This window comes from Pseudomonas sp. TE3910 (genome assembly GCF_056279025.1).
On sequence record NZ_JBWBQN010000001.1, the window covers coordinates 2765287 to 2784844 of the forward strand.

Here is a 19558-nt window from a genome sequence, read left to right on the forward strand (position 1 = left end):
CGCGTGGCCTGATGAGCAAAACAGGCATTGTACAGACTGTTTTGCCGCGCCGGTCGTTCGCACTTGAGCACACCGACCGGCGTATTTCACAACAGACTGATCAGGCCCCCTGAGTCAGTCTGCCGTGACAACTTTCGGCTGGCCCAGATTGGCCAGACGCACACTGTCCTGCATTTGCTGGGCTTCGCCCGGGTTGCTGATCGGGCCCATGCGAACCCGGTGCAGGGTCTGCTGATTGCGCACGATCGAGCTGATGAACACCGGAGCGCTCACCATGGTGCTGAGCTTGGAACGCAGCAGTTCGGCGGCATCCGGGTTGGCAAATGCGCCGACCTGCAAGTACATGCCAGCGCCGGCCGGAGCCGTGTTGCTGGCGACCTGAACCGGCACCACCGCCGCCGCATGCTGCTGCGGTGGCGGCGTCCACTGCTCGACCGTCCCGGTATTGCTCGACAGCGGCTGGGCCTGCGCTACCTGTGGCTGCTCCAGCACCAGCGGTGCAGGCCGGCCGCGCTGGGCCCACCACTGTTGCGGATCAATACCTTCAACACGCACACGCGCCGTGCCGGTCTCAGCGTAGCCAAGCTTTTTCGCTGCGGCATACGACAGGTCAATGATCCGGTCGGAGTAGAACGGGCCACGGTCATTGACCCGCAAAATCACACTGCGGTTGTTGTCCAGGTTAGTTACCCGCACGTAGCTCGGCAGCGGCAAGGTCTTGTGCGCCGCGCTCATGCCATACAGGTCGTAGACCTCTCCGTTGGCGGTGTTCTGGCCATGAAACTTGGTGCCGTACCAAGAGGCGGTACCTTGGGCCACGTAGTTGCGCGACTCGCCCATCGGGTAGTAGGTCTTGCCCAACACCGTATAGGGGTTGGCCTTGTACGGGCCATTGTGCACCGTAGGCGTCGCATCGGGGATCTTCGAGACATCGACATCCCACCAGGGCGCGCCGTCCTTGTGAGCACGGTTGATATCCAGGCCGGGCTGCGAGCGGATACCGCCCTGTTGTTGCGGTGAACGACCGGTGGAGCAACTGACCAGCACCAGCCCCAGCGCAGCCACGCCGAGCAGTTGTAACGAAGTAGTGAGCGATACGCGCATTTATTTGGCGCCTCGTGCTTGAACCAGCAGGTCCGAAAGTTGATGTACCGCCATGGCGTACATCACGCTGCGGTTGTAGCGCGTGATCGCATAGAAGTTCTTGAGGCCCAGCCAATACTCAGGGCCGTTGTCGCCTTCAAGCCGAAAAGCGGTGACCGGCAGATCATCGCGCAGCACATCATGGCTTGACCAGCCCAGTGCCCGCAACTCCCCAACCGTACGAACCGGCTCGATTCCAGTCGTCAGCCCTTCATCCACCCGTTCACCGCGGACCATGGCACGGCTGACCACACCCTCGCCGGCCACCCAACCGTGGCGCTTGAAATAACTGGCGACACTGCCAATGGCATCGTCCGGGTCGTTCCAGATATTGATATGGCCATCGCCATCGAAGTCCACGGCGTAGGCCCGAAAACTGCTCGGCATGAACTGCGGCAGCCCCATGGCGCCGGCGTAAGAACCCTTGAGGGTCAGCGGGTCGACCTGTTCTTCACGGGCCAGCAACAGGAACTCACGCAACTCCTTGCGGAAAAACTCGGCACGCGGTGGATAGTCGAAGCCAAGCGTCGACAAGGCATCAATGACCCGATAGTTGCCTGTATTGCGCCCAAAGAAGGTTTCAACGCCAATGATCGCCACAATGACCTGGGCGGGGACACCGTACTCCTGCTCGGCGCGGGCCAGAGCAGCCTCGTGCTGGCGCCAGAAATCCACGCCGCGGGCGATACGTGCATCGGTCAGGAACATCGGGCGATATTCCTTCCAGGGTTTTACCCGCTCAGCAGGTCGAGAAATGGCATCGAGAATCGACTGTTTGCGCTCGACCTCACGAAATACCCCGATCAACTGCTCACCAGCAAAACCGTAGTCACGGGTCATTTCGCCGACGAACTCGGCCACCTGAGGCGAGCCGTCATAGTCGCCAGCCACAGCCTGTTGCGCCGAGCCGAGCAGGCCGAAAAGGCCAACCCAAGGCGCGCAACGAGCCGCCCAGCCACGCATTGCTTGCATGAAATTCTTCACCTTATTCAAGCTTGTGCGATCCATTTACGGTGCGTATGAATCGACATTAAAACCCCAAACGCTGACAGCAGCGTCACCAACGAAGTTCCACCATAACTAATGAAGGGCAGCGGCACCCCCACCACGGGGAGCAAGCCGCTGACCATACCGATATTGACAAAAACATAGACGAAGAACGTCATGGTCAGGCTGCCCGCCAGCAGTTTGCCGAACAGCGTTTGCGCCTGGGCAGTAATCACCAGGCCGCGTCCGATCAACAACATGTAAATCAGCAACAGCGCGCAGATCCCTACCAACCCGAACTCCTCACCCATGACGGCGATAATGAAGTCCGTATGGCTTTCCGGAAGGAAGTCCAGGTGCGACTGCGTGCCCAGCAGCCAGCCCTTGCCGAACACACCGCCCGATCCAATGGCTGCCTTGGACTGGATAATGTTCCAGCCCGTGCCTAATGGGTCGCTTTCCGGGTCGAGAAAGGTCAGCACGCGCTGCTTCTGGTAGTCGTGCATGACGAAGAACCACATCGCCACCGCCACAGGCACAGCAGCGGCGACCACACTGATAATCCAGCGCCACTTCAGCCCGCCCATGAACAGCACGAATGCACCCGAGGCCAGAATCAGCAGTGCAGTGCCCAGGTCCGGTTGACGGACGATCAAAATGAACGGCACGCCAATCATCACCAGACTGATCGCCACATGCTTCAAGTGCGGCGGTAGCGTGCGCTTGGCCAGGTACCAGGCAATGGTGGCGGGCATGATGATCTTCATGAATTCCGAAGGCTGGAAGCGGATCACCCCCGGGATGTTGATCCAGCGCGTGGCCCCCATGGCGTTGTGCCCCATGACATCCACCACGACCAGCAAGAACACGCCGAAAACGTAGGCCAGTGGTACCCAACGCGCCATGAACCGCGGCTCGAACTGCGCGATGATGAACATTGAGACCAGGCCAATACCGAATGAACTGGCCTGCTTGAGCAACAGGTCCCAGTTCTTCCCGCTGGCCGAATACAGCACGAACAGGCTGCCCGCAGCCAAGGTCAACAAGAGAACGAGCAACGGGCCATCAACGTGGATACGCTGGAGGAACGTCGCCCGACGGCGCATGACGTCCTCACTGGAAAGCATGCGATCGAAATTGCTTTTCACTGGGCAGGTTCCTGAGCGACAGAAGGTGTGACGTACTCCGGTTTGAGCCGCCCATGTTCATCGAGCAGCCAGGCATCCATGACCTGCCGCACGACTGGCGCGGCAACGCCCGAGCCAGACTCGCCGTTCTCAACCATCACCGATACGACAATCTTCGGATCGTCAGCCGGTGCAAAGCCGACAAACAGTGCGTGGTCACGGTGGCGCTCCTGCAACTTGTTACGGTCGTACTTCTCGCCCTGCTTGATCGCCACCACCTGAGCCGTACCACTCTTGCCTGCAATCCGGTACTGGGCACCAATCGAGGCCTTGCGCGCAGTACCCCGCGCACCTTGCATCACCTGCTCCATGCCGTGGGTGACCTTGTTCCAATCGGACTTGTCACGCAAAACGATGTCTTCCATCGGGTTCTCATCTACCGGTGGCTTACCTTCGATGGTCTTGGCCAGGTGCGGACGGTTCCACTTGCCCTTGTTGGCAATCAACGCGGTGGCCTGAGCCAACTGCAACGGGGTCGCCTGCATGTAACCCTGGCCAATACCGAGAATCAGCGTTTCACCCGGGAACCAGGCCTGACGACGGGTCGCCCGCTTCCACTCACGGGACGGCATCAACCCAGGCGACTCTTCAAACATGTCCAACGCCACTTTTTGGCCAATACCAAAGCGGTTCATGTAGTTGGCCAACCGGTCGATGCCCATCTTGTGCGCCAGGTCGTAAAAGTAGGTGTCGTTGGAGCGCATGATTGCCGTGTCCAGGTCGACCCAGCCATCGCCGGTACGGTTCCAGTTACGGTACTTGTGGTCGTAGTTGGGCAACTGGTAGTAGCCAGGGTCAAACACCCGCGTACCGGCAGTCACCACACCCGTGTCGAGACCGGCAATCGCCACAGCCGGCTTGATCGTCGAGCCCGGCGGGTAAAGACCACGCAGCACACGGTTGAACAGTGGCCGATCAATGGAATCACGCAACTCGGCATAGGCCTTGAAACTGATGCCGGTCACGAACAGGTTCGGGTCGAAGCTCGGCTGGCTAACCATCGCCAACACCTCGCCGGTACGAGGATCAAGGGCCACAATGGCACCTCGGCGCCCGCCCAGCGCAGCTTCTGCGGCCTCCTGCAGCTTGATGTCGAGGCTTAGAACGATATCTTTGCCCGGCACCGGGTCAGTGCGTTTGAGTACACGCAGCACACGGCCCCGGGCATTGGTCTCGACTTCCTCGTAACCCACCTGACCATGCAATTCCGGTTCATAGAATCGTTCGATACCGGTTTTGCCAATGTGGTGGGTACCGCTGTAGTTGACCGGGTCGAGGGTCTTGAGTTCTTTCTCGTTGATCCGCCCGACGTAACCCACCGAATGAGCAAAATGCGGCCCTTGCGGATAGTGCCGGACCAACTGCGCAACCACTTCGACACCCGGCAGGCGGAACTGATTCACCGCAATGCGGGCAATCTGCTCCTCCGTCAGCTCGAACAGGATGGGCACCGGCTCGAAAGGACGACGCCCTTGCTTCATGCGTTTTTCAAACAACGCACGGTCATCGGGGGTCAGTTGCAGCACTTCGACGATTACATCGAGCACCTGACGCCAGTCGCCAGCCCGCTCACGGGTCATGCTCAAGCTGAAGCTTGGTCGGTTATCGGCGATGATTACCCCATTACGGTCGAAGATCAGCCCACGGGTCGGCGGAATCGGCTGTACATGCACCCGATTGTTTTCCGACAGCGTGGAGTGATAGTCGTACTGAATGACCTGCAGGTAGTAGAGGCGAACAATCAGCACGCACACCAGCAAGACGACCGCCACCGCACCGACCACGACGCGGCTACGCACCAGACGGGCGTCTTTTTCGTGATCCTTGAGGCGAATCGGCTGCGACATTACGGAGGCTTACGGCTTATTTGTGGTAAGGGTGCCCGGACAGAACCGTCCAGGCGCGATACAGCTGTTCGCCAATGAGTATCCGTACAAGCGGGTGCGGCAGGGTCAAGGGTGACAGCGACCAGCGCTGTTCACTGCGTGCACAGACTTCCGGCGCCAGCCCCTCGGGGCCACCGACCATGAAGTTGACCGTACGCGAATCCAGCCGCCAGCGGTCCAGCTCGACCGCCAGCTGTTCGGTGCTCCAGGGCTTGCCATGGACCTCCAGCGTGACGATACGTTCCCCCGGCTGGACTTTGGCCAGCATGGCTTCGCCCTCCTGACGGATCAGGCGGGCGACATCGGCATTCTTGCCTCGGGTATTGAGTGGAATTTCCACCAGCTCCAGCGACAGCTCAGAAGGTAGACGCTTGGCATACTCATGCCAGCCGTCTTCAACCCACTTGGGCATGCGCGAGCCAACCGCGATCAGACGCAGACGCACGACGCTTCCTTATTCCTTGTCGCGGAGCTTGTCGAAGTGCTCGTGCGAATGCTCCGGCGAGTGGTGCTTGCCGTCGGCAGCACGGCTCTGCTCAGCGCCCTGCCACAGACGTTCCAGGTCATAGAACTGACGTGCGGCGGCGGTCATCATGTGAACAATGACATCACCCAGGTCCAGCAGAACCCAATCGCTTTCGCCCTTGCCTTCTTCGCCCAGCGGCTGAGCGCCGTGCTTCTTGACGTTCTCGCGAACCTTTTCCAGCATCGCGTTGATCTGACGGTTGGAGGTACCGGTAGCGATGATCATGTAGTCGGTGAGGCTGTGCTTGTCACGCACGTCGATCACCAGGATGTCCTGGGCCTTGACGTCAGCCAGTGCCGCTTGGGTCAGTTCGACCAGTGTTTCGGCGTTGATTGCTTGGTTCTTCATATAAAACTCATTCAGCTCGTAAGTAGGGGCCGCCTCGCGGCGTGCCCTTCAGTTCGGCGTACGGTACAAGCCGTGCGCCTCGATATAGGCCAGTACTGCGTCTGGAACCAGAAAACGCACCGACTTGCCATTGGCCAGCAGCTGTCGGATTTGCGTGGCGGAAACCGCCAGCGGCGTTTGCCAGACGAATGCAATTTGCCCGGCAGGCCCAACCAGGGCCTGTGGATCGCTGACCGAGCGTGCGGCCAGCAGGTTGCGCAACGCATCCGGCGGCTCAACGTCGGCATCCGGGCGTTGCAGCACCAGGATGTGGCAGTGTTTCAGCAACTCATCCCAACGGTGCCAACTGGGCAAGCCACAAAAGGCATCCCAACCCAACAACAGGAACAACTGGTCTTCAGCAGCCAGCTCGGCCCGCATCAGCTCCAGCGTTTCAATGGTGTACGACGGTCTATCACGGGACAACTCCCGGGCATCGACTGTCAGCAACGGCACGCCACGCACCGCCTGTTCGACCATTGCCAAACGGTCGAGCGCCGACACCTGCGGGGTATCGCGGTGCGGCGGTCGAGCATTGGGCATCAGCCGCAACTCATCGAGCCCCAGCACTTCGGCAACCTCCAGCGCACTGCGCAGGTGACCGATATGCACGGGGTCGAAGGTTCCGCCGAGCACGCCAATGCGCCGCTGGGGCGGCACGCTGACAGCAGCGGCGAGTGGGGCATGCTCAACCAAGTCAGAGCGACTCCTGGCCGCGTAACTGGCCGTCGCCGATCACAACATATTTCTCGCAGGTCAACCCTTCCAGGCCAACCGGACCACGGGCATGCAGCTTGTCGGTGGAAATACCGATCTCGGCGCCCAGGCCATACTCGAACCCGTCGGCAAAGCAGGTCGGGGTATTGAGCATGACCGACGCCGAGTCGACCTCGGCAATAAAACGCCGGGCCAGGCCCTGATGCTCGGTCACGATGGAATCGGTATGGTGCGAGCCGTAGTGGTTGATATGTTCAATAGCCTGATCCAGGCCATCGACCACTCGGATCGACAGAATCGCATCCAGGTACTCAGTGTGCCAGTCTTCTTCCGTGGCAGGCAGCGCCTCGATGTACTGACGGGTACGTTCGCAACCACGCAATTCAACGCCTTTTTCCCTGAACAGGGTCGCCATTGCCGGCAGGAACTCCGCCGCAACACGCTGATCGACCAGCAGAGTTTCCATCGCGCCGCAGATGCCATAGCGGTAGGTCTTGGCATTGAAGGCAATACGCCGGGCCTTTTCCAGATCAGCATGCTCGGCCACATACACGTGGCAGATGCCGTCCAGGTGCTTGATCACCGGTACGCGGGCTTCGCGACTGACCCGCTCGATCAGGCCCTTGCCGCCACGGGGCACGATCACGTCGACATACTCCGGCATGCTGATCAGCGCGCCGACCGCCGCACGGTCAGTGACCTCGACCACTTGCACCACCGCCGCAGGCAGGCCGGCTTCAGCCAGGCCACGCTGGATGCAGGCGGCAATCGCGCGATTGGAATGAATGGCCTCCGAGCCGCCACGCAAGATGGTGGCGTTGCCGGACTTCAGGCACAGGCTCGCAGCATCGATGGTCACGTTAGGCCGCGACTCATAGATGATCCCGACGACACCCAGCGGCACACGCATCTTGCCCACCTGAATGCCCGAAGGGCGGTAGCTCATGTCGCGAATCGCCCCTACCGGGTCTGGCAGGCTGGCGACCTGACGCAAGCCGACGATCATGCTGTCGATACGTGCTGGCGTCAGCGCCAGGCGCTCGAGCATGGCCGGCTCAAGGCCGTTGGCACGGCCAGCAGCCAGGTCCTGCTCGTTGGCAGCGGACAGTTCGGCGCGGGCAGCGTCCAACGCATTGGCAGCAGCCTGCAGCGCGCGGTTCTTCTGCGCAGTGCTGGCACGGCCAATGACGCGGGCCGCCTCACGGGCAGCGCGACCCAGGCGGGTCATGTAGTCAAGAACGGACTCAGTCATGGGGCTCAGTGTCTTGGCGAAGGGGAAATCGGCTGATTATAACTGTCATGCAGGTGAACGCCCAGCGGTGGCTGGCGGATGGTCGAAATCAACCACCCAAAACGGCCCTGACGATAAGTTGCTATGATCGGCGCCAGCTTCCAACGATGATCGATAATGCCTACGCCGAACGCTTGCCGGCCACTGCCCGATACATTTTTTGACCGTGATGCGCAAACCCTGGCCAAAGCCTTGCTCGGCAAGGTCATCCGTCACCGACAGGGCCCCTACTGGCTCTCGGCACGCATCATCGAAACCGAAGCCTACTACTGCGCCGAAAAAGGCAGCCACGCCTCGCTGGGCTACACAGAAAAGCGCAAAGCCCTGTTTCTCGAGGGTGGGCACATCTATATGTACTACGCCCGCGGTGGCGACTCGCTGAACTTCAGCGCCCAAGGCCCTGGTAATGCCGTGCTGATCAAATCCGGCTACCCATGGCTAGACGCCTGTTCCGATGCCGACAGCCTGGCGCAAATGCAAGCGAACAATCCTGATACCCGCGGCCAGCCACGCCAACCTGAACGCCTGTGCGCCGGGCAAACCCTGCTGTGCAAGGCACTGGGGCTGAAGGTGCCCGAGTGGGACGCCCAACGCTTTGACCCCGAGCGACTGTTTGTCGACGACTGCAGCATTATTGTGAAACACATTATTCAGACCACTCGCCTGGGCATTCCCCACGGCCGCGATGAGCATCTGCTGTATCGTTTCGTTGATGCCGAATTCGCCCGTTACTGCACCCGCAACCCGTTGCGCCGAGGGCAGGTCGAGGGGCAAGACTACCTTTTACTGACACAAGGAATTTGAACCTATGGGCGCATGGCTCGACAGCCTGACCGGCTGGCTGACCACCCACCCGCAGTGGCTTGGCCTGGCGATTTTTGTGGTCGCCTGCATCGAGTGCCTGGCGATTGCCGGGATCATCGTACCCGGCACCGTGCTGCTGTTCGCTATCGCCGTACTGGCAGGCAGCGGCGCCCTGTCGCTGGGCGAAACGCTGTTACTGGGCTATCTGGGCGGCCTTCTCGGCGATGCAATCTCCTATACCCTGGGCCGGCACTTCCACCAGAACATCCGACGCCTGCCATTACTGCGCACACACCCGCAATGGATCGGCAGCGCTGAAACCTACTTCCAGCGCTATGGTATCGCCAGCCTGCTGGTCGGGCGTTTTATCGGCCCGCTACGCCCAATGCTGCCGATGGTGGCGGGCATGTTCGACATGCCGATTCCGCGCTTTATCATGGTCAGCCTGGTTGCTGGTGCCGGCTGGGCTATCGCCTACCTGCTGCCAGGCTGGGCGACCGGTGCAGCCATGCGCCTGCCATTGCCGGACGGTTTCTGGCCGCAGGCCGGTATCGTGGCGGGTAGCATGGCCGTGCTGATTGCACTGAGCATCAGTGGCAGCCTGCGCAGCCAACGACGTGGTACCCGGCTGATGGCCGGGCTGAGCCTGTTGGCGCTGATTGCGCTGTTTTTCGGCTGGCCGTACCTGACACAGTTGGATCAAGGCTTGATGGCCGTCATTCAGGAAAACCGCAGCCAAGCGATCGATGATATAGCCGTCATGGTCACACGGCTGGGAGACTTCCGAACGCAGCTAATAGCAGGAGGCCTGCTGACCGCGCTTCTGCTACTGGCCCGGCAATGGCGACACGCCCTTTTTGCCGCGACCACCCTGATTGGCACCGCACTGCTCAACGGTACCCTGAAGTGGTTCTTCGCCCGCGCCCGCCCGGACGTGCTGACCGACCCTTTGGGCACTTACAGCATGCCCAGCGGGCATAGTTCTGCGTCGTTTGCGTTCTTTCTGGTGCTTGCGGTGCTGGCCGGGCGCGAACAACCACCACGCATGCGTCTGACCTGGGTCATGCTGGGCTGCCTGCCGGCCCTGGCCATCGCCTGCTCACGCGTTTACCTGGGCGCACATTGGCCCACCGACATCCTCGCTGGAGCACTGCTGGCCTGTTTTGTATGCGCGAGCAGCCTGACACTGATTCAGGACCGCGCACCACTGAACGCCCTGCCACGACGTGCCTGGTGGCTGATCCTGCCAGCCTGTACGGCACTGCTCGCCTTTTTTACCTTGCATGCGTTGCCACAAGCCCTGGCCCGCTACCAGTACTGAGTGGTCAGGCGAACAGCTCACCCTGTAAACGATCAAGCAGTGCCTGGATAGCATCCAGGCGCTGTTGGGGCGCATCAATGGCCAGCAGGTCGAGCTTGTCTTCCTCGACAAACGGCAGCAGGTAGGCCAATTGATTCGCCAACGCCTGCTGCCCGAGAATGGCTCTCGGCATGTTCAGCGCCTCGACCATCGGATGTTCGGCCAACGCAACGAGCAACGCTCGCAGGTCTTCGTCCTGATCACGCAACGGGCGATCCGGCTGTTCGGCCAGCCACTGCACCTGCGCCAGCAGCAACTGATCCTTCTGCACCTCGGCCTGGGTCACGCGAAAACGTCGTGTGCCTTCGACACGGATACCGAGCAGGCCGTTGTCCTGCTGCTGAAAATCGCGAATCAGCGCCTCGCAGCCGATCGAGGCATAGCCCTGCGCAGCCCTACCGACTTCGGCACCGTCCAGAATACAGACCACACCGAAACCACCGCCCTGCTTCATGCAACGGCCAATCATGTCCAGGTAGCGCGCCTCAAAGATCTGCAGATCCAGATAGCAGCCGGGAAACAGCACCGTATTCAGCGGAAACAGCGGTAATGTCATGGCGACTCCTCACGCGACCAGGCTGACCGCCAACGGCAGAAAGACCGCCGTGGCAACGCCCATCAGGCTCATGGCCAGGGCCGCAAAGGCCCCGCACTCCTCACTTTCCTGCAACGCCACTGAAGTACCGACCGCGTGCGCCGTCAAGCCCAGCGCCATGCCACGAGCCTCTGGGCTATGAACACCACAACGGGACAAGAGCGCCGGGCCAAAAATGGCCCCAATCACCCCAGTGATCAATACAAACACGGCCGCCAATGGCGCAACGCCGCCAATCTGCTCGGCCACCAACATGGCAATCGGCGAGGTCACCGACTTCGGCGCCAGGGTCATCAGAATCATGTGTTCGGCGCCAAACCACCACCCCAACAGCAGGCAGGCGCCAGTCGCTACCACGCCTCCGATTACCAGCGTAGTAAAGGTCGGCCAAAACAGCTGGCGAATACGCCGCAGATTCAGGTACAGCGGCACCGCCAGCGCGACGGTCGCAGGCCCCAGAAGAATATTGAGAATTTCGGTACTTTTACGGTATTCGCTGTAGGTCAAGCCACACAGCAGCAGTACGCTGATGACGACCAGCATCGACATCAACACGGGCTGCAGAAAGATCCAGCGCGTCTTCTCATAGGCGGCAAGCACCAGTTGATAGGCCCCCAGCGTGATACCGATACCGAACAAAGGGTGATGAATGACCGCCTCGACGGCGCCGTGCCAATCCAGGTTCATGGCCGCTCCTCATCCCGCGCCTGACGGGCGATGAGCTTCTGCATCAAGACACCTGCGAAGACGATGGAAATGAGTAGCGAAAGCACCAATGCACCGGCAATCGCCCAGAAATCCGCCGCGATATCGGCGGCATAAACCATCACCCCTACTGCCGGCGGCACCAGCAACAACGGTAAATAGCGCAGCAGGCTGCTGGCGGCTTCGCTCAGTGGCGCACCGACCTCACCTCGGACGATCAGGTACGTCAGCAGGAGCAAGAGCCCGATAATTGGCCCCGGCAGTATCGACAGGAACAAGTGATTAATCGCTGTCCCCAACAACTGAAACAACACCAGCCACGTCAAACCACGCAACAGCATAGAAATCTCCCTCAGGCCCGCCGGCCATTATAAGCACCCTACTGGTGTGCCTATACCGAGATATTCGTTCAAGTCATGCTGACTTGACCGCCCCCCTCCGACGTGCTGATCTTAAACGCTTGAACCTACCGTAGTCATAAGAAAACCAACGACAATCAGGAGAGTCTCGATGCCCTATGTACCCGTTACAGCGCTCAAAGACTATGTCGGCAAGGAACTGGGACGTTCCGCATGGCTGAAGATCGACCAAGAACGCATCAACCTGTTCGCCGAAGCCACCGGCGACTTTCAGTTCATCCACGTTGACCCCGAGAAGGCAGCAAAAACGCCATTCGGTACGACCATTGCTCACGGTTTTCTGACCCTGTCACTGATCCCTACGCTGATGCTGGACATTCTGGTGTTGCCTGAAGGCTTGAAAATGGTGGTCAACTACGGCCTGGACAGCGTCCGCTTTATCCAGCCGGTAAAGGTCAACAGCCAGGTAAGGCTCAAGGTTGATCTCACCGAAGCCACCGAAAAGAAACCAGGGCAGTGGTTGCTGAAGGCTACCGCCACCCTGGAAATCGAAGGTGAAGAAAAACCTGCGTACATCGCCGAACCGCTGTCACTCTGCTTCGTATGACGAAACATGGCCGGTAGAAACACGCCGGCGCGGCTGTTTCCACCGGCGCATTCTGCGGCATACTCGGCGGCTAACCCACCCGGACCCCGTTATGCGCCCACTTGCCCCACTCGCCCTGACCCTGCTGCTCACCGCCTGCGGTGACGGCGAACCACTTTCGCCGCCCGATGCCCGCCTGCCCGACGGTGGTCGCTATCGCGGAGAGGTGGTGAATGGCCTGTTGCAGGGCAGTGGACGCATCGACTACCCCAATGGCAGCTGGTACGCCGGAGGCTTCCTGAACGGCCAATGGCACGGCCAGGGTGAATGGCACGGCAGCAACGGCGAAGTCTATGTTGGCCAGTTTGAGCAAGGCCTGTTCCATGGCCAGGGCCGACTGAAGACGGCAGACAGTAGCTACCAAGGTGGCTTCAAGCTTGGACGTCGTGAAGGTGAAGGCACGCTCAAAGAGGCCGGCCAGGCCTATCGAGGCCAGTTCAAAGCCGACCAGTACAGCGGCGCCGGTCACCTGGAGCTGGAAGACGGCAGTCAGTACCAAGGACTGTTCGCCCATGGCAAACCCAACGGCGAAGGGGTGCGCAGCGATGCCAGCGGCAACCAGTTCAGCGGGCGTTTCGTCAACGGCCAACTGGAGGGCAGCGGCACATTCAACAGCGTCGATGGTGATCAGTACATCGGTGAGTTCCGCGACAACCGCCTGGAAGGCCGGGGCCGCTACGAAAACGCCGACGGCGATGTCTGGATCGGCCAGTTTGAAGACGGCTCGCTCAGCGGTAAAGGTGAGCTGTTCGCCAGCGACGGCAGCCACTACAAAGGCGATTTCCGCGACTGGCACTTTTCCGGTTACGGTCGCCTGCAACTGGCAGACGGTAGCGTTTATGTGGGTGGCTTCGAGAACGACACGTATCAAGGCAAAGGCCTGCTGACCCTGCCAAACGGCCAGGTCGAGAGCGGACACTGGATCAACGGCCAACGGGTTCGTGACGATCAGGGGCGACCACTGTCCGACCCACTGGAACTGGCACTGCTCAACCAAGGCAAGCTGCTCGAACAAGCCCTCGACAACGTGCCGCGCTCCACCGCCGAGGTAGAACTCTACAGCCTGGTCCTGGCCGGCGACGGCAAACAGAGCGTGTTCCTGCGGGAGGCCGACTACGTCAGCAGCATGCTCAAGAGCCGATTTGGTGCCGTTGGCCAAATCACCCTGGCCAATCACCGCGATCATTTGACCGACCGCACGATGGCCACCCGGGAAAACCTGACCCGTGCCGCGCGCACCCTCGCCGAACGCACCGGCCCGGAAGACCTGGTATTCATCTACCTGACCAGCCACGGCAGCCAGACCCACGAACTGGTGCTCGATCAGCCGCGCCTGCAACTGGCAGACCTGCCTGCCGGCGAACTGGCCACAGCGCTTGCGCCCCTGAAAGGGCGAGACAAAATTGTTGTCATCTCTGCGTGTTACTCAGGTGGCTTTATCGACTCCCTCAAGGACGACAAGACCCTGATCATGACCGCCGCGCGCTCGGACAGAGTGTCTTTCGGCTGTTCCGAAGAGGCCGACTTCACCTACTTCGGCGATGCCCTGTTTGCCCAGGCACTGAACCAGACCGACGACCTGCAAAACGCCTTCGAACTGGCCCGCACCCAAGTAGCCTTGCGTGAGCACAACGAAGACTTCGACGCCTCGGAACCGCAGATCTGGGCCCCCAAAGGCGTCCTTGCGCACTGGCAGCGTTTGCGCCAGCAGCAGGCCCGCAAAGCCCTGCAGAGTGACGAAAAAACAACTGAACAAGCAAAGAGCGCCCGGAGCCACTAAGCTGACTGTATCAAGGGAGAGACATCATGTACTTGACGCCTCAGCACATCCTGCTTGCCGGAGCCACCGGACTGACCGGTGAACATTTACTGGATCGGCTGCTCAGCGAACCCACCGTCAGCCGCGTTCTTGCCCCTACCCGTCGACCACTGGCCAAACACCCACATCTAGAGAACCCGGTGGGTGACCCTGCGGTTTTTCTGCCCCAACTCAGCGGCCGTGTCGATATCGCCTTCTGCTGCCTGGGCACCACCATCAAACAGGCAGGCTCAGAAACGGCATTCCGCGCGGTCGACCTGGACATGGTTGTTGCTTTCAGCAAGCGCGCCCGCGAAATGGGCGCGCGCCACTTGCTGGTGGTGAGCGCACTCGGCGCAGACCCAAAATCGTCGGTGTTCTACAACCGGGTAAAAGGGGAAATGGAAGAAGCGCTGAAAGCACAAGACTGGCCGCAACTCACCATCGCCCGGCCGTCCCTGCTGCTCGGCGAACGCATCGAACCACGCACCGCTGAGCGCTTGGCAGCACCGCTGGCACGACTGCTACCGGGCAAGTACCACGGGATTGAAGCCTGTGAACTGGCGCGGGCATTGTGGCGCCTGGCGCTGGAAGAGCAGGACGGCATTCGCGTGGTGGAGTCCGATGAACTGCGCAGGCTGGGCAAGAAGTAAGCCCTGCCCGGCCATCGCCGGCACGGCGGCGATGGCCGGTTACAAACCGCCGGTGGCCTGAAAGCTGACACCCAGCACGGTCAACAACGACAGCGGCAACAGCAGCGTGTCGAGCAACGCGCTCGCGGGCAGATCAAGCCCGGGATACGCCGGCGCCTCAGCACCAAAACGGTCCATGGGGCAACACCCGCCCTGCATGGCATACAGATCAAGGCGCGTACCGGAGTATACAATCGGTGCCCCTGGCTTGGCCGCGTCCAGCGTGCGTACGCTGGCGCAACCACTGAGCAGCGCCAGCGCCAGCACCATCACCAGTAAAACTGAACGTTTCAATCCTCACCGCCGACATGGTGCTCACCCCAACGCGGCAACATGTCCTGAGGAATGTTCAGCACATTGAGAATGCGCGCGACGACAAAATCAATCAGGTCGTCAATGGTTTGCGGCTGATGATAGAAACCTGGAGCCGCTGGCAGAATCACCGCGCCCATGTTCGACAGCTTGAGCATGTTCTCCAGGTGAATGGTGGAGAACGGCGCCTCACGCGGTACCAGAATCAACTGCCGACGTTCTTTCAGAGTGACATCCGCCGCCCGCTCGATCAGGTTGTTACAGGCGCCGGTCGCAATGGCCGAAAGCGTGCCCGTGGAGCACGGCACGACCACCATCGCTGCCGGTGCACCGGAACCTGAGGCCACCGGCGACATCCAGTCTTCCTTGCCGTACACACGAATCTGCCCTGCGGCGGCGCCGGTGTACTCGGTCAGAAAGGCCTGCATTGCCTGTGGCTTGGCCGGCAGCAGCACATCGGTTTCCGTCGCCATGACCAACTGCGCAGCCTTGGAGATCAGGAAATGCACCTCTCGGTCTTCGCGCACCAGGCAATCAAGCAGGCGCAGGCCGTACTGCGCCCCCGAGGCCCCGGTCATGGCCAGCGTGATGCGTTCCGGCCCGCTCATCGCAGGGCCTCGGCCAACTTCCCATGCAGGCCACCAAAGCCGCCATTACTCATGATCACGACTTGAGTACCGGGCTTGGCCTGGCTTTTCACCCGGGCAATGATCGCTTCCAGGCTGTCAGCCACCACCGCAGGTACCGGGCACTGGGCTGCCGTGGCCGCCAGATCCCAACCCAGGTTAGGCGGTGCATACCAGATCACCTGATCGGCCTGGCGTACGCTTTCCGGCAGGCCATCGCGGTGCGCGCCCAGCTTCATTGAGTTCGAACGCGGTTCAATCACGGCGATCAGTGGTGCATCGCCAATACGCTTGCGCAGGCCATCCAGCGTGGTGGCGATCGCCGTCGGATGGTGTGCAAAGTCGTCATAAATCGTCACGCCTTGTACTTCAGCGACTTTCTCCATGCGCCGCTTCACGCTTTTGAAGGCGCTCAGCGCGGCGATACCCATCGACGGCACCACACCAACATGGCGAGCAGCAGCCAACGTGGCCAAGGCGTTGGCGACGTTGTGCTGACCGGTCAGTTCCCACTCGACCACCCCTTGCGACTCGCCTTCAAAGCTGACTTCAAAACGCGAACCGTCAGCACTGAGCAGCTTGACCTGCCACTGACCGCCAACACCCGTGGTCTGGACCGGGGTCCAGCAGCCCATCTCAATCACGCGCTGCAAGGCCGGCTCAGTGGTGGGGTGAATGATCAGGCCTTCACTCGGGATCGTGCGCACCAGATGGTGGAACTGCCGCTCGATAGCTGCCAGATCCGGGAAAATATCCGCATGATCGAATTCAAGGTTATTCAGGATGGCAGTACGCGGACGGTAGTGGACGAACTTCGAACGCTTGTCGAAGAAGGCGCTGTCATATTCATCAGCCTCAACCACGAAGAACGGCGTATCGCCCAAGCGCGCCGACACCGAGAAGTTCTGTGGCACGCCGCCGATCAGAAAGCCCGGGCTCATCCCGGCATGCTCCAACACCCAGGCCAGCATGCTGCTGGTAGTGGTTTTGCCATGGGTTCCGGCCACGGCCAGCACCCAACGCCCTTGCAGCACATGATCGGCAAGCCACTGCGGACCGGACACATAAGGCAGGCCTTTATTCAGCACATACTCCACCGCGGGATTACCACGCGACAGGGCATTGCCGATGACCACCAGGTCCGGTGCCGGATCCAGCTGGCTGGCATCATAGCCTTGGGTCAGTTCAATGCCCTGGGCCTGAAGCTGAGTGCTCATCGGTGGATAGACGTTGGCGTCGGAGCCCGTGACGCGGTGGCCAAGCTCCTTGGCCAACACCGCCAGCGAACCCATGAAAGTGCCGCAAATACCGAGAATGTGAATGTGCATGGTCGACCTCGCAAAACATCGAGGCAGGGTAGCCCAGGGCGGGGAAAATCGCATCCTTTCGTTCAGGCGTCCCGGGCAATACCATGCTTGCGCAGTTTTCGGTACAAGGTATTGCGACTCACGCCCAAATACGCCGCCACATGGCTCATGTGCCAGCGTTGCTGCTCCAGCACGGCCAGCAAAGCGCTGCGTTCAGCATCCTCAAGTGGATGTTCAGGCGCCTCGCTGGAAACCGTGGGTATCGCAGCAACTGGCGGCCGACGGATCAATGGTGGCAGGTCGTTGAAGGTAATCTCTTCGCCCTCCGCGAGCGCAACCAATGTGCGCAGGACGTTGCGCAACTGGCGCACGTTGCCGGGCCAGGCGAAATCGAGCAAGGCATGTCGCGCCTTCGCCTCCAGACGGACAACCTGCCCCGCAGCTTCCTCCGCCAGCAGAAAATCAAGCAACTGGGCCTTGTCACTGCGCTCACGCAGAGCTGGCAAGGCCACTTCCAGGCCGTTCAGCCGGTAGTAGAGGTCTTCGCGGAAACTGCCGTCCTCGACCCGCTCCAGCAGGTTGCGGTGGGTGGCGCTGATGATGCGGACATCCACGGCCTGGGGTTCACCACCAATCGGCACGACCCTGCGCTCTTCAAGCACACGCAGCAGGCGGGTTTGCAGCGCCAGCGGCATATCACCGATTTCATCCAGCAACAGGGTGCCGCCATCGGCCTGTTGCAGCTTCCCACGCATCCCCTCCTTACGTGCACCGGTGAACGAGCCGCCGCGATAGCCAAACAGCTCACTCTCGATCAGGCTCTCAGGGATCGAGGCACAGTTCAGGGCGACGAACGGCTTTGCCGCACGCTGACTGGCCTGATGCACGGCCTTGGCAAAGGCCTCCTTGCCACACCCGGTCTCGCCATTGAGCAGCAATGGCACATCGCGCTCGAACACCCGCACGGCGCGACGAAAATCGTTCTGCAATGCAGGGTCGACCAGGCAAATCGAACCCGTAATCGGTGCTGGCGGCGGCAACGCCACCGCGGCCAATGACGACGGTTGTGGCGCCCGAACCTGACCGCGCACACTGGCAAACAACTGGCGACCATCACGCGTACGCAACGGCCAACTGGCATTGGCCTGAGCCGTAGCACGCCCCAGCAACTCATCCAGTGAACACTCGAAGAACATCTCCACAGGCTTTCCAAGCAGGCCGCCGCGAACATGCCCAAGCAAGTTCAGGGCGCTCTGGTTGGCCGCGCAGATACGCCCATCCCCCTCAAACGCCAGCAACCCCTCGCTGAACAGGCCCACCGACTCGGCCTGCAAATGAAAGCGCAGTAGCCACTGGTTTTCGAAATGGCGCAGGAAGTAACAGCTCTCGATCATCTTCGCCGAGAGGTTGACCAACGCCATGGTGTGAAACTGACTTTGCCGCGAGACCTCAGGGCGGGCCGACGATACGTCAAGCACCGCAAGCAGTTCGCCGTGGGGGTCGAACACCGGGCTGGCAGAGCAGGTCAGGCCGGTATGACGGCCACGAAAATGCTCTTCCTGATGAATAGTGACGGCTTGACGCTCGACCAGGCAGGTACCAATCCCGTTGGTGCCTTCACTGGCCTCGCTCCAGTCGGCGCCGAGCCAGAGCCCGGCACGCTCGAAGATTTTGCGCTCGGTTGGCGCCGTCACACAGTTGAGGATTACCCCACGCGCATCGGTCAGCAGCACCGCATGGCCTGCGCCGGAAAGCTGTTGATGCAGCGTGTTCATCTCGTTGCCGGCAATCTGCAGCACCTGCTGCAGGCGCTCTCGGCTTTCCAGCAGACGCCCATGCTCAAGCACGGTCGGCGCCATCGCCATGGCCGGATCGAGATGATAGTCCTCCAGACAACGCAGCCAGGAACGGGCGATGGATGGATCGCTGCCCGGCCCCTGCAAGTGGGCCTTGCCCTGAGTCACCGTAAGCACTTGCCGAGCGTGCCGGCTCAAATGATTGCTCTGCACTTTTTATTGTTCTCCCCGGAAGCGGTACAACCCAGCATCCTCCAGCCGCTGACGCTTTGCAATGTCAGTACGACCGCTGAGTCACAGGTTGTCCCGCATCTGGCACAAAGTGTCACCCCCACCGTCCCAGAAATGCGACAACCAAGCCCGCGCGCACCCGCAGAATCCCATCAAGCCCTTGATTTACATAGACCTGCCAGCAGTGGCCCGCGCTTTGCTCT

At 60.8% G+C, this 19558-nt stretch carries 20 protein-coding genes; 5 read left to right on the top strand and 15 right to left on the bottom strand.

Features of this window, described 5'->3' with window-relative positions:
* Positions 1-114: 114 nt before the first annotated feature.
* Genes ACZ9H3_RS12605 through ACZ9H3_RS12640 form a run of 8 tightly spaced genes read right to left on the bottom strand, consistent with a single transcriptional unit; the run spans position 115 to position 8085 of the window.
* The gene (locus ACZ9H3_RS12605) at positions 115-1104 is read right to left on the bottom strand and encodes a septal ring lytic transglycosylase RlpA family protein (RefSeq protein WP_102051694.1); all 990 of its coding nucleotides are present in this window, start codon (positions 1102-1104) and stop codon (positions 115-117) included.
* Positions 1105-2115 (bottom strand): lytic murein transglycosylase B, encoded by a 1011-nt coding sequence (gene mltB, locus ACZ9H3_RS12610; protein WP_099775908.1) that lies wholly within the window; start codon positions 2113-2115, stop codon positions 1105-1107. It abuts the gene before it with no gap.
* A gap of 17 nt (positions 2116-2132) precedes the next feature.
* Positions 2133-3236, bottom strand: a complete 1104-nt coding sequence (gene rodA / locus ACZ9H3_RS12615) for a rod shape-determining protein RodA (RefSeq protein ID WP_177442453.1) — start codon at positions 3234-3236, stop codon at positions 2133-2135.
* Positions 3237-3274: 38 nt separating this feature from the next.
* A complete protein-coding gene (mrdA, locus tag ACZ9H3_RS12620) occupies positions 3275-5164 on the bottom strand; it encodes a penicillin-binding protein 2 (RefSeq protein ID WP_099775910.1) in 1890 nt (629 codons plus the stop codon).
* A gap of 16 nt (positions 5165-5180) precedes the next feature.
* Complete coding sequence (rlmH, locus tag ACZ9H3_RS12625; protein WP_065760351.1) at positions 5181-5648, bottom strand: 23S rRNA (pseudouridine(1915)-N(3))-methyltransferase RlmH; 468 nt, start codon at positions 5646-5648, stop codon at positions 5181-5183.
* Positions 5649-5657: 9 nt separating this feature from the next.
* A complete protein-coding gene (rsfS, locus tag ACZ9H3_RS12630) occupies positions 5658-6077 on the bottom strand; it encodes a ribosome silencing factor (RefSeq protein ID WP_065760350.1) in 420 nt (139 codons plus the stop codon).
* Between the two features lie 48 nt (positions 6078-6125).
* Positions 6126-6812: a nicotinate-nucleotide adenylyltransferase gene (gene nadD, locus ACZ9H3_RS12635; protein ID WP_065760349.1), complete on the bottom strand. Its 687-nt coding sequence runs from the start codon at positions 6810-6812 to the stop codon at positions 6126-6128.
* Position 6813: 1 nt separating this feature from the next.
* Complete coding sequence (locus tag ACZ9H3_RS12640; RefSeq protein ID WP_065760348.1) at positions 6814-8085, bottom strand: glutamate-5-semialdehyde dehydrogenase; 1272 nt, start codon at positions 8083-8085, stop codon at positions 6814-6816.
* A gap of 156 nt (positions 8086-8241) precedes the next feature.
* Between ACZ9H3_RS12640 and ACZ9H3_RS12645 the strand changes: the two genes are divergently transcribed.
* Together ACZ9H3_RS12645 and ACZ9H3_RS12650 are read left to right on the top strand one after the other, a co-directional pair.
* Positions 8242-8928: a DNA-3-methyladenine glycosylase gene (locus ACZ9H3_RS12645; RefSeq protein WP_099775911.1), complete on the top strand. Its 687-nt coding sequence runs from the start codon at positions 8242-8244 to the stop codon at positions 8926-8928.
* Between the two features lie 4 nt (positions 8929-8932).
* Complete coding sequence (locus ACZ9H3_RS12650; protein ID WP_099775913.1) at positions 8933-10249, top strand: bifunctional DedA family/phosphatase PAP2 family protein; 1317 nt, start codon at positions 8933-8935, stop codon at positions 10247-10249.
* Positions 10250-10253: 4 nt separating this feature from the next.
* Here ACZ9H3_RS12650 and ACZ9H3_RS12655 read toward each other — a convergent pair whose 3' ends face one another.
* From ACZ9H3_RS12655 to ACZ9H3_RS12665, 3 genes are read right to left on the bottom strand one after another with little or no spacing between them, the layout of a single operon-like run.
* A complete protein-coding gene (locus tag ACZ9H3_RS12655) occupies positions 10254-10844 on the bottom strand; it encodes an LON peptidase substrate-binding domain-containing protein (protein WP_065760346.1) in 591 nt (196 codons plus the stop codon).
* A 9-nt stretch (positions 10845-10853) separates the two neighbouring features.
* Positions 10854-11564, bottom strand: coding sequence for an LrgB family protein (locus ACZ9H3_RS12660; protein WP_176717438.1), 711 nt, complete (start codon positions 11562-11564; stop codon positions 10854-10856).
* A gap of 2 nt (positions 11565-11566) precedes the next feature.
* Positions 11567-11929 (bottom strand): CidA/LrgA family protein, encoded by a 363-nt coding sequence (locus ACZ9H3_RS12665; RefSeq protein WP_065760344.1) that lies wholly within the window; start codon positions 11927-11929, stop codon positions 11567-11569.
* Between the two features lie 169 nt (positions 11930-12098).
* Here ACZ9H3_RS12665 and ACZ9H3_RS12670 point away from each other — a divergent pair, with 169 nt between their 5' ends.
* From ACZ9H3_RS12670 to ACZ9H3_RS12680, 3 genes are all read left to right on the top strand, one after another.
* The gene (locus ACZ9H3_RS12670) at positions 12099-12554 is read left to right on the top strand and encodes a MaoC family dehydratase (RefSeq protein ID WP_065760343.1); all 456 of its coding nucleotides are present in this window, start codon (positions 12099-12101) and stop codon (positions 12552-12554) included.
* A 91-nt stretch (positions 12555-12645) separates the two neighbouring features.
* Complete coding sequence (locus ACZ9H3_RS12675; RefSeq protein WP_330522779.1) at positions 12646-14373, top strand: C13 family peptidase; 1728 nt, start codon at positions 12646-12648, stop codon at positions 14371-14373.
* A 26-nt stretch (positions 14374-14399) separates the two neighbouring features.
* Positions 14400-15044, top strand: a complete 645-nt coding sequence (locus tag ACZ9H3_RS12680; RefSeq protein WP_065760341.1) for an oxidoreductase — start codon at positions 14400-14402, stop codon at positions 15042-15044.
* A gap of 39 nt (positions 15045-15083) precedes the next feature.
* Here the strand turns inward: ACZ9H3_RS12680 and ACZ9H3_RS12685 are convergent, their stop codons facing one another.
* The 4 genes from ACZ9H3_RS12685 to ACZ9H3_RS12700 form a co-directional block, all read right to left on the bottom strand.
* Positions 15084-15353, bottom strand: a complete 270-nt coding sequence (locus ACZ9H3_RS12685) for a YceK/YidQ family lipoprotein (RefSeq protein WP_099775916.1) — start codon at positions 15351-15353, stop codon at positions 15084-15086.
* Positions 15354-15373: 20 nt separating this feature from the next.
* Positions 15374-16003, bottom strand: coding sequence for a flavin prenyltransferase UbiX (ubiX, locus tag ACZ9H3_RS12690; RefSeq protein ID WP_065761866.1), 630 nt, complete (start codon positions 16001-16003; stop codon positions 15374-15376).
* On the bottom strand, positions 16000-17349 hold the full coding sequence (gene mpl, locus ACZ9H3_RS12695; RefSeq protein WP_065761865.1) for a UDP-N-acetylmuramate:L-alanyl-gamma-D-glutamyl-meso-diaminopimelate ligase: 1350 nt from the start codon (positions 17347-17349) through the stop codon (positions 16000-16002). The genes ubiX and mpl overlap by 4 nt, the downstream gene beginning before the upstream one ends.
* 62 nt (positions 17350-17411) lie before the next feature.
* Positions 17412-19337 carry a sigma-54-dependent Fis family transcriptional regulator gene (locus ACZ9H3_RS12700; protein ID WP_476220999.1) on the bottom strand — a complete coding sequence of 642 codons (1926 nt, stop codon included), beginning with the start codon at positions 19335-19337 and terminating at the stop codon, positions 17412-17414.
* Positions 19338-19558 lie beyond the last annotated feature (221 nt).